Source organism: uncultured Thiodictyon sp. (assembly GCF_903828115.1).
Taxonomy (GTDB): domain Bacteria; phylum Pseudomonadota; class Gammaproteobacteria; order Chromatiales; family Chromatiaceae; genus Thiodictyon.
In genome coordinates, this window is the sequence record NZ_CAIKKU010000326.1 from 1 (window position 1) to 9,677 (window position 9,677).

General features: G+C 67.5%; 7 protein-coding genes. 5 read left to right on the forward strand and 2 right to left on the reverse strand.

Going from position 1 to position 9,677, the window contains the following annotated elements; all coding sequences use genetic code 11:
- The first annotated feature begins 213 nt into the window (after positions 1-213).
- On the forward strand, positions 214-558 hold the full coding sequence (locus tag QZY48_RS11925) for a phenylpyruvate tautomerase MIF-related protein (RefSeq protein WP_295431074.1): 345 nt from the start codon (positions 214-216) through the stop codon (positions 556-558).
- 27 nt (positions 559-585) lie between these two features.
- Here the strand turns inward: QZY48_RS11925 and QZY48_RS11930 are convergent, their stop codons facing one another.
- The gene (locus tag QZY48_RS11930) at positions 586-1,287 is read right to left on the reverse strand and encodes an SDR family NAD(P)-dependent oxidoreductase (RefSeq protein WP_295431075.1); all 702 of its coding nucleotides are present in this window, start codon (positions 1,285-1,287) and stop codon (positions 586-588) included.
- 285 nt (positions 1,288-1,572) lie between these two features.
- Positions 1,573-2,196: a DUF938 domain-containing protein gene (locus QZY48_RS11935; RefSeq protein ID WP_295431076.1), complete on the reverse strand. Its 624-nt coding sequence runs from the start codon at positions 2,194-2,196 to the stop codon at positions 1,573-1,575.
- A 188-nt stretch (positions 2,197-2,384) separates the two neighbouring features.
- Here QZY48_RS11935 and lipA point away from each other — a divergent pair, with 188 nt between their 5' ends.
- The 4 genes from lipA to gltB all read left to right on the forward strand — a co-directional run.
- Entirely contained in the window at positions 2,385-3,392 is a 1,008-nt protein-coding gene (gene lipA / locus QZY48_RS11940) for a lipoyl synthase (RefSeq protein ID WP_295431077.1), read from the forward strand.
- A gap of 68 nt (positions 3,393-3,460) precedes the next feature.
- Complete coding sequence (gene aroK / locus QZY48_RS11945) at positions 3,461-3,985, forward strand: shikimate kinase AroK (protein WP_295431078.1); 525 nt, start codon at positions 3,461-3,463, stop codon at positions 3,983-3,985.
- 3 nt (positions 3,986-3,988) lie between these two features.
- Positions 3,989-5,062, forward strand: a complete 1,074-nt coding sequence (gene aroB, locus QZY48_RS11950) for a 3-dehydroquinate synthase (protein ID WP_295431079.1) — start codon at positions 3,989-3,991, stop codon at positions 5,060-5,062.
- 857 nt (positions 5,063-5,919) lie between these two features.
- A partial coding sequence (gene gltB / locus QZY48_RS11955) for a glutamate synthase large subunit (RefSeq protein ID WP_295431080.1) occupies positions 5,920-9,677 on the forward strand: 3,758 nt, incomplete at its 3' end.

Below are 9,677 nucleotides of genomic sequence, written 5' to 3' on the forward strand. Positions count from 1 at the left end.
TCGTAGTCGTAGTCGTAGTCGTAGTCGTAGTCGGATTATTCGATTACGACAACGACAACGACAACGACAACGACAACGACAGCGTACCCGGGATCTCGGCCAACACATCAGTTCTGATCGCACCCGGTCGCGGAACGGCGTCTCGCCGGTGACAAGCCCCCGCCCGCGCCTTATCATGGGGGCCTGACCGACCACTGCCTTGGTACCACCCACATGCCCACACTGCGCATCCTGACCAACGTCGAGGTCCCGGCCGAGGACCGCGCCGACCTGTTCGCCCGCGCGTCGGGCACCGTCGCGGAACTGCTCGGCAAGCCGGAGTCTTACGTCATGGTCATCCTGGAGGACGGGCGCGACCTGTTCTTCGCCGGCACCTCGGACCCCGCCGCCTATGTGGAACTCAAGAGCATCGGCCTGCCCGAACTCAAGACGGCCCACTACTCGCGCGCCCTCTGCGACCTGCTCGCCGCGACCCTGGAGATCCCCGCCGAGCGGGTCTACATCGAATTCGCCGCCCCGCCCAGGCATCTGTTCGGGTGGAATGGCGGCACCTTTTAGCGCGGCTGCGCCGCAGCGGGGTCCGGCCTACCAAGGCTCCCGGAATGGCCGCAGGTCCAGTTCGAAGGTCCAGGCGGACTTGGGTTGACGGGCGAGGAAGAAGACCGACTCGGCGATGTCATCGGGTTTCGCGAAGAAACTGTCGGGGGCCGCCGGCATCAGGGCGCGGGTGCCGGGCAGGTCGACCATCGCGTCGATGATCACATAGGAGACGTGGATACCCTCGGGACCCAACTGGCGGGCGAGCGATTGGGCCAGGCTGCGCTGGGCGGCCTTGGCCGCGCCGAAGGCGACGAAGCCCGCGGCTCCCTTCAGCGAGGCGGTGGCACCGATGACGATGATGTTCCCCTGCCCCGCGGCGCGCATGGCCGGCACTACCTGTTGGGCGGCGAGCAGGCAGCCGTAGGCATTGACCCGCCAGGCGCGCTCGAAGGCGTCCGGGCGCGTGGCATCCAGATCGCCGAACTCCCGGGTGGAGGCGTTGTAGATCAGGGTCTGCGGCTCGCCCAGGTCCTCGCGGATCGCGGCGAAGACCCGCTGCGCGTGCGCCGGGTCCGTGGCGTCGTAGGTGTAGGCACGGGTGCCGGCGATCTCCGACACCAGGGCGTCGAGGGTCTCACGCCCCCGGGCGAGCAGGGCGACATGGTAGCCGGCGCGGCTGAACTGGCGGGCAAAGGCGGCGCCGTTGCCGGGTCCGGCACCGACGATGACGCAGACTGGGACCTTCATGCAGACCTCCTTCGGTGGCGTGAGGGTTAGTAACGAGTCAAGAACAAGTTAAACATGATCGTCGTTGTCGTTGTCGTTGTCGTTGTCGTGGTCGGAGAAGCGATGCAATTTGGGGTGCGAGACAATCCGGGGGTTACGATAACCTCGATTACGACAACGACAACGACAACGACAACGGTGCGAAAAGTACGCCCTGATGGACTTGTTTAACTTATTGATGAACCATGACTTACGAGGCTTTCGCTCAGATCGGCGAGCCGCGGGCTGCAAACCAAGAAGACGCCTTCACGGCGTCGACGCCGCGCGCTTCTGCCACACGAGCGTCCGGTTGTTGACCGGCATCGGGTGGTCGGCGACCAGGTCCAGGCCCGCGGCGTCCGCCAGTTGCCGCAGGTCGTCCAGGTCGCGTACCCCCATGCGCGGGTGCCGCGCCTTGAGCCAGGCGTCGAAACGGGCGTTGCTCTCGCTGGTATGGCGCCGGTCGTAGCGGAACGGGCCGTAGAGGGCGAAGGGCGCCCCGGGGGCCAGGATCCGGCCCACCCCGCGAAACAGCAGGGCGACGTCGGCTTTTCCTAAAATATGGGCGGTATTGGCGCTGAAGACGCCATCGACCGGGCCCGCGGGCCAGTCACCGGCCACGTCCAGGCTCAGCGGCGGCGGCAGATTGGGCAGACAGGCCTGCGCCAGCCATTGCCGGATGCCGGGCAGGCTGGCCGGGACATCGCTGGTCTGCCAGACCAGATGGGGCAGGTGGGCGCCGAACCAGACGGCGTGCTGCCCGGTCCCGCTGCCGATCTCCAACACCCGCCGGGCCGTGCTGAACAGGGGTCCGATCACGGCGAGGATGGGTGCCTTATTCTCATCGCACGCCTCTGAGTAGGGTTTATTCGGGAAAGAGTCGTCAAACATCAACTGCTACCATTTCTCAAGCTCAGGGCTGGTCGGGTGGTTTCTGGGTCCGCGCTTCACGCAAGCGCACCGGTGACCCGCGAATTCTCCCAGGGAAACCCTGGGTCGGGTCGGTTCCCGGTGTTAAACTCCACCCCTCGGCCCCATATCGGGGCGCGTAAGCCGTCATACCAGCCGGACCTCGCCCCATGACCGATCCGACCCCGCTCACCGCCCCCTCGCGCGCCACCCCGCAGACCCACCAGCGGGGCGCGGACAAGGTCGCGCGCATCCCGATCAAGGTGGAGCCGATGACCGCGGTGTTGCGCAAGCCGGACTGGATCCGCGCCAAGGCGCCGGTCGGGCCGCAGGTTGCACGGATCAAGCGCCTCCTGCGGGAGGCGCAATTGGCGACCGTCTGCGAAGAGGCAAACTGCCCGAATCTCGGGGAGTGCTTCAACGAGGGTACCGCGACCTTCATGATCTTGGGGGATGTCTGCACCCGCCGCTGCCCCTTCTGCGACGTGGCCCACGGCCGACCAAGGCCGGTCGACCCGGCGGAACCCGAGCACCTGGCCCAGTCCATCGCCGCCATGGGGCTCAACTATGTCGTCATCACGTCGGTGGACCGGGACGACCTGCGCGACGGTGGCGCCGGGCACTTCGCCGCCTGTCTGGCGGCGGTGCGGGCACGCTGTCCGCGCACCCGACTCGAGATCCTGGTGCCGGACTTCCGCGGCCGGGCGGCACTCGCCCTGGACCAGTTCGCGGGCGCGGCGGTGCCGGACGTCTTCAATCACAACCTGGAGACGGTGCCCAGACTCTATGCCCAGGCGCGCCCCGGCGCGGACTATCAGGGGTCGCTGGACCTGCTGGCGCAGTTCAAGGCGCGTCACCCGGGGGTGCCCACCAAGTCCGGACTCATGCTCGGGCTGGGGGAGGAGGCCGAGGAGGTCCTGGCGGTCATGACCGCGCTGCGCGCCCACGGTTGCGAGATGCTGACCCTGGGCCAATACCTGCAGCCGACCCGCGCCCACCTGCCGGTGCGCCGCTACTGGACACCGGCACAGTTCGACGCCCTGCGCCTGGCCGGGGAGTCACTGGGCTTCTCCAACGTGGCGAGCGGGGCCATGGTCCGCTCGTCCTACCACGCCGACCGCCAGGCCCACGGGCTCGACGCGCGGCACCCGGGAGCGGCCGAAAGCGCCGCCGAATGACCCCACATCGACCGAAACACGGCGCATAAGCCTTGCCCATCCGGTCAAAATCTGGCATACCTGTAGAGATGATACGCGCGCAGAACATTTTCCTCGTGGGTCCCATGGGGGCCGGCAAGAGTACCGTTGGCCGGCAACTCGCGGAATCCCTGTCTTTTACCTTTAAAGACAGCGACCACGAAATCCAGCGACGCACCGGCGTCGACATCGCCACCATCTTCGAGTTCGAGGGCGAGGCGGGCTTTCGCGCCCGCGAGCGACAGGTCATCGAGGACCTGGTGGCGGAGGAGCGCATCGTGCTCGCCACCGGCGGCGGTGTGGTCCTCGACGCCGAGAACCGCCAGAACCTGGCGTCCCGCGGCGTGGTGGTCTACCTGCACTGCACCCCGGAGCAGCAGTTCAGCCGCACCTCCCGGGACCGCGGCCGACCCCTGCTCCAGACCGAGGACCCGCTGCAGAGCCTGCGTGACCTGATGGAGGAGCGCGACCCGCTCTATCGGCAGGTCGCGGACCTGGTGGTGTCCACCGAAAAACGCGGCACGGCGTCCGTGGTCAAAGAGATCCGCCGTCGGCTCGAGTCGGAGGAGTCGTAGCCCATGACCACGACCCTGAACGTCCCGCTCGGCGCGCGCAGCTATCCGATCTTCATCGGCACCGGCCTGCTCGTGGACCCGGCCTGCTACCGGCCCTATGTCGCCGGCCGCCAGGTGATGATCGTCACCAACGAGACGGTGGCCCCGCTGTACCTGGGGGCCGTGGCGGGGGCACTGGACGGTCTGCGGGTCGAGACGCTGGTCCTGCCGGACGGCGAGGTCTACAAGACCCAGGCGGTGCTCGAGCGCATCTACGAGGCCCTGCTCGGCGCCCGCTTCAGCCGCGACTGCACCCTCGTCGCGCTGGGCGGCGGGGTCATCGGGGACATGGCCGGGTTCGCCGCCGCCTGCTATCAGCGCGGGGTCGCCTTCATCCAGGTCCCGACCACACTGCTTGCCCAGGTGGATTCGTCGGTCGGCGGCAAGACCGGGATCAACCATCCACTCGGCAAAAACATGATCGGGGCCTTTCATCAGCCCCGGGCCGTGATCGCCGACACCGCCACCCTCAATACCCTGCCGGACCGGGAGCTCTGCGCCGGGCTGGCGGAGGTCATCAAGTACGGGCTGATCCGCGATCCCGCCTTCTTCGATTGGCTCGACGCCCATCTCGACGCACTGCGCGCCCGCGACCCGGCGGCGCTGGCGGAGGCGATCCGCCGGTCCTGTGAGAACAAGTCAGAGGTGGTGGCCGCGGATGAACTGGAATCCGGCGAGCGCGCCCTGCTCAACCTGGGCCACACCTTCGGACACGCCATCGAGACCGGTGCCGGCTACGGCAACTGGCTCCACGGCGAGGCGGTCGGGGTCGGCATGTGCATGGCCGCGGACCTGTCGGCGCGCCTGGGCTGGCTCGATCCCGCGGACCTGCGGCGCACCCGCGACCTGATCGCGCGCGCGGGTCTGCCGACCGCCGCCCCGCCCGAACTCTCCGCCGGGCGCCTCCTGGACCTGATGGCCGTGGACAAGAAGGTCCTGGACGGCCGCCTGCGCCTGGTCCTGCTGCGCGGGATCGGCGCGGCAGTGGTCACCGACCAGTTCGATCCGGCACACCTGCGGGCCACCCTGGGCGGCTGAGCGAGGAAGATTTTGTACGCAAATGAACGCAAATAGGCGAAGCGTCGTAGGGTCCGCTGCGCAGACCGGACGCCGCCCAGGCGTTGCGCACCGGAGGTCGAGGCATTAGCCGGACCAGGGCCACTGATAGGCGATGTGGACCGGCTAACGGCCATGGCGCCCGCGCCACCCCGGAATATGAAAGTCCTCTCGACCGCTAGCCGATGGCCAGCGTGCGGGGCGGCGTAGTCAGGGCTTCCAGCCCTGACTGTTTCAGCCCCGACACCGTCAGGCCAGGATGGCCTGACTACGCACTTTCACGGTAAAGCCTCGACCTCCGGTCTCCTTGCGGCCGAAACGACGATCAACGTCGGCGCGGTGATCGAGCCACCATCGGCATCCCGCGTAACGATCTGAACGTAATCTGTTATTTTCTTCATTTGCGTTCATTTGCGGACAATAACTCTTCGTTGCTCCGGCGGGGGCCCCGCCGAGTGAGCGCACGAACTGCATCCCGGCCCCGATGCCCCGCGATGGTGCGCCCCGCCCCCATTCGGCGCACCGCCAGGCCTCGCGCCGCCCCCCGATCGCCCCCAGCCCCACCACGCGGCCTTGGCACAGCGAATGCTTGCGCGTTATGATCGGCGGTCGCGCGTCGTCGGCCGAAACTCAATGACCGGCGACGCTCAAGCCCCCGTTTCCAGTTTCCTGACTGGTGGACGCCTCAAACGGCCACCAGTTGGGGTCCGAAGACACCGGATTTCCGGGGATTGTGTCGGTCGGCCCGGGTCAGGTGACCCCGGCTGTTGCCAGGTGGATGCGTGACGCCCCGCGCGACACAGTCCCAACCGTCATGCCAGGTACCTACGAGGTCAGCGATGAGCCTGCGTGCCCTTCCGCCCGCACAGGGTCTCTATAACCCAGCCAACGAGCATGACGCCTGCGGCGTCGGCTTCGTCTGCCATATCAAGAATCAGCAAAGCCACGCCATCGTCCGGCAGGGTCTGGAACTGTTGCAACGCCTGACCCATCGCGGCGCCGTGGGTGCCGACCCGCGGGCCGGTGACGGGGCCGGCATCCTGCTCCAGGTCCCGGACGCCTTCTTCCGGGCGGAGCTGGACTTCGCGCTGCCGCCTGCCGGGACCTATGGCGTGGGCATGCTCTTCCTGCCCCAAGACCCGGCGGCGCGTGACCAGACGCAGGCGACGGTGGAGCGGCGCCTGACCGAGGGCGGACAGCGGGTGCTCGGCTGGCGCGACGTGCCGGTGGACAACAGCGTGCTGGGCAAGAGCGTGCTGCCGACCGAGCCCGTGGTCCGCCAGGTCTTCATCGCCCGCGGCGACAACTGCCCGGACGTGCAGTCCTTCGAGCGCAAGCTGTTCGTGATCCGCAAGCGCATGGACAACGAGATCCGCGCGGCCGGCTTCGACAAGACCGCCTTCTACGTGACCTCCATGTCCGCCCGCACCATCACCTACAAGGGGATGCTGCTCGCCGACCAGGTGGGTTCCTATTATCTGGACCTGCAGGACGAGCGCGTCGCCTCGGCCCTGGCCCTGGTGCACCAGCGCTTCTCCACCAACACCTTCCCGACCTGGGACCTGGCCCACCCCTTCCGGATGATCTGCCACAACGGGGAGATCAATACGCTCCGCGGCAATCTCAACTGGATGGCGGCGCGCCGCCACACCATGCGCTCGGAGGTCCTGGGCGATGATCTGGACAGCATCTGGCCCCTGATCCCCGAGGGCCAGTCCGACTCCGGCAGCTTCGACAATGCGCTGGAACTGCTGGTGATGGGCGGCTACAGCCTGGCCCACGCCATGATTCTGCTGATCCCCGAGGCCTGGGCCGGCAACAAGCAGATGGACGCCAAGCGGCGCGCCTTCTACGAGTATCACGCGGGCCTGATGGAGCCCTGGGACGGCCCCGCCGCCGTCGCCTTCACCGACGGCCGCCAGATCGGCGCCACGCTGGATCGCAACGGCCTGCGCCCGGCCCGCTACCTGGTCACCAATGACGATCTGGTGATCATGGCCTCCGAGATGGGCGTGCTCGACATCGAAGAGTCGCGCATCGTCAAGAAGTGGCGGCTGCAGCCCGGCAAGATGCTCCTGATCGACCTGGAGCAGGGCCGCATCATCGACGACGCCGAGATCAAGGCGGCGCTGGCCGACGCCCACCCCTACCGCGAGTGGCTCAACCGGACCCAGATCCATCTGGACGACCTGCCGACCAACGTCGCCCCCATGGCCCCGGACGCGGACACCCTGCTCAATGCCCAGCAGGCCTTCGGCTATACGCAAGAAGACATCAAGTTCCTGCTCACCCCGATGGTGGTGACGGGCCAGGAGGCGGTCGGCTCCATGGGCGCGGACAACCCGCCCTCGGTGCTGTCGCGCCGCGCCAAGCACCTGTCGAGCTATTTCCAGCAGAACTTCGCCCAGGTGACCAACCCGCCGATCGACCCGATCCGCGAGGAACTGGTCATGTCGCTGGTGTCGCTGATCGGCCCGCGGCCCAACCTCCTGGGCATCAACGAGGCCGGCAAGCACTGGCGCCTGGAGGTCAACCAGCCGGTCCTGACCAACCAGGACCTGGAGCGCGTGCGCCACATCGACGACAACTCGGGCGGCGCCTTCCGCACCCGCACCCTGCACATGGTCTACCCCTCCAGCGAGGGCGCCTCCGGCATGGGCGCGGCCCTGGAGCGCCTGTGCCGGGAGGCCGAGCAGTCGGTGCACGACGGCTACAACATCCTGATCCTGTCCGACCGCAACACCAATCTGGACCACATCCCGATCCCGGCCCTACTCGCCACCTCCGCGGTACACCATCACCTGATCCGTCAGGGGATGCGCACCAGCGCGGGCCTGGTGGTGGAAACCGGGGCGGCGCTGGAGGTCCATCACTACGCGGTCTTGTCCGGTTACGGCGCCGAGGCGATCAATCCCTATCTCGCCTTCGACACCATCGCCTCGTTGTTGCCGAGCTTCGCCGAGAAGGCCGGGGCGGGTTTGAAACCCGCCCCTACGTTTGAGGAGGCGCAGAAGCGCTATATCAAGGCGGTCGGCAAGGGGCTATTGAAGGTCATGTCCAAGATGGGCATCTCCACCTTCCAGTCCTATTGCGGCGCCCAGATCTTCGATGCCGTGGGCCTCAACACCCCCTTCGTGAAACGCTATTTCACCGGCACCCAGACCACGGTCGAGGGCATCGGGCTTGAGCAGGTGGCCCAGGAGGCGGCGCGCTGGCACGCCCAGGGCTACGGCAACGAGCAGATCTACCGCACCCAGTTGGACGTGGTCGGGGACTACGCCTTCCGGCTGCGCGGCGAGGACCACGCCTGGACCCCCGACAGCATCGCCAAGCTCCAGCACGCCGCGCGCGCCAACAGTTGGGAGACCTACGAGCAGTTCGCGCGCCTCATCAACGAGCAGAACGAGCACCTGCTGACCTTCCGCGGGCTCATGGACTTCAAGTGGGCCGAGGTAGGAATCCCGCTCGACGAGGTCGAACCGGCCAAAGAGATCGTCAAGCGCTTCGCCACCGGGGCCATGTCCTTCGGCTCCATCAGCTACGAGGCCCACTCGACGCTTGCGAAGGCGATGAACGCCATCGGCGGCAAGTCCAACACCGGCGAGGGCGGCGAGGAGTCCGAGCGCTTCAACCCGCTCCCGGACGGCACCCGCAACCCCGAGCGCTCCGCCATCAAGCAGGTCGCCTCCGGCCGCTTCGGTGTCACCACCGAGTACCTGGTCAACGCCGACGACCTCCAGATCAAGATCGCCCAGGGTGCGAAGCCCGGCGAGGGCGGTCAATTGCCCGGCCACAAGGTCAGCCCCTGGATCGCCCGGGTGCGCCACTCGACCGCGGGCGTCGGCCTGATCTCCCCGCCGCCGCACCACGACATCTATTCGATCGAGGACCTGGCGCAGCTCATCCATGACCTGAAGAACGTCAACCCCAAGGCGCGGATCTCGGTGAAGCTCGTGTCCGAGATCGGCGTGGGTACGGTTGCCGCGGGCGTCTCCAAGGCCCATGCCGACCATGTGACCATCGCCGGCTATGACGGCGGCACCGGCGCGAGCCCGCTGACCTCGATCAAGCACGCCGGCTCCCCCTGGGAGATCGGCCTGGCCGAGACCCACCAGACGCTGGTGCTCAACAACCTGCGCGGGCGCATCGCGGTGCAGGTCGATGGCGGTCTGCGCACCGGGCGCGATGTGGTCATCGGCGCCCTGCTGGGGGCCGACGAATTCGGCTTCGCCACCGCGCCGCTGATCGTCTCAGGCTGCATCATGATGCGCAAGTGTCACCTCAACACCTGCCCGGTCGGTGTCGCGACCCAGGACCCGGAACTGCGCAAGCGCTTCACCGGCCAGCCTGAGCACATCATCAACTACCTGTTCTTCGTCGCCGAGGAGATGCGCCGGATCATGGCCCGCCTGGGCTATCGCACCGTGAGCGAGATGATCGGCCAGTCGGACCGCCTGGAGATGCGCCGCGCACTCGACCACTGGAAGGCCCAGGGCCTGGACTTCACCCGCCTCCTGATGAAACCCAAGGTCGGCCTGGAGGTCGCCATCTCCAACCGCGAGACCCAGGACCACGGCCTCGACCAGTCGCTCGATCA

What these genes read in the sequence shown, in the direction of transcription:
- QZY48_RS11925 (WP_295431074.1), top strand. Translation starts at nt 214, where the DNA reads ATGCCCACACTGCGCATCCTGACCAACGTCGAGGTCCCGGCCGAGGAC.
- QZY48_RS11930 (WP_295431075.1), bottom strand. Translation starts at nt 1,287, where the DNA reads ATGAAGGTCCCAGTCTGCGTCATCGTCGGTGCCGGACCCGGCAACGGC.
- QZY48_RS11935 (WP_295431076.1), bottom strand. Translation starts at nt 2,196, where the DNA reads ATGTTTGACGACTCTTTCCCGAATAAACCCTACTCAGAGGCGTGCGAT.
- lipA (WP_295431077.1), top strand. Translation starts at nt 2,385, where the DNA reads ATGACCGATCCGACCCCGCTCACCGCCCCCTCGCGCGCCACCCCGCAG.
- aroK (WP_295431078.1), top strand. Translation starts at nt 3,461, where the DNA reads ATGATACGCGCGCAGAACATTTTCCTCGTGGGTCCCATGGGGGCCGGC.
- aroB (WP_295431079.1), top strand. Translation starts at nt 3,989, where the DNA reads ATGACCACGACCCTGAACGTCCCGCTCGGCGCGCGCAGCTATCCGATC.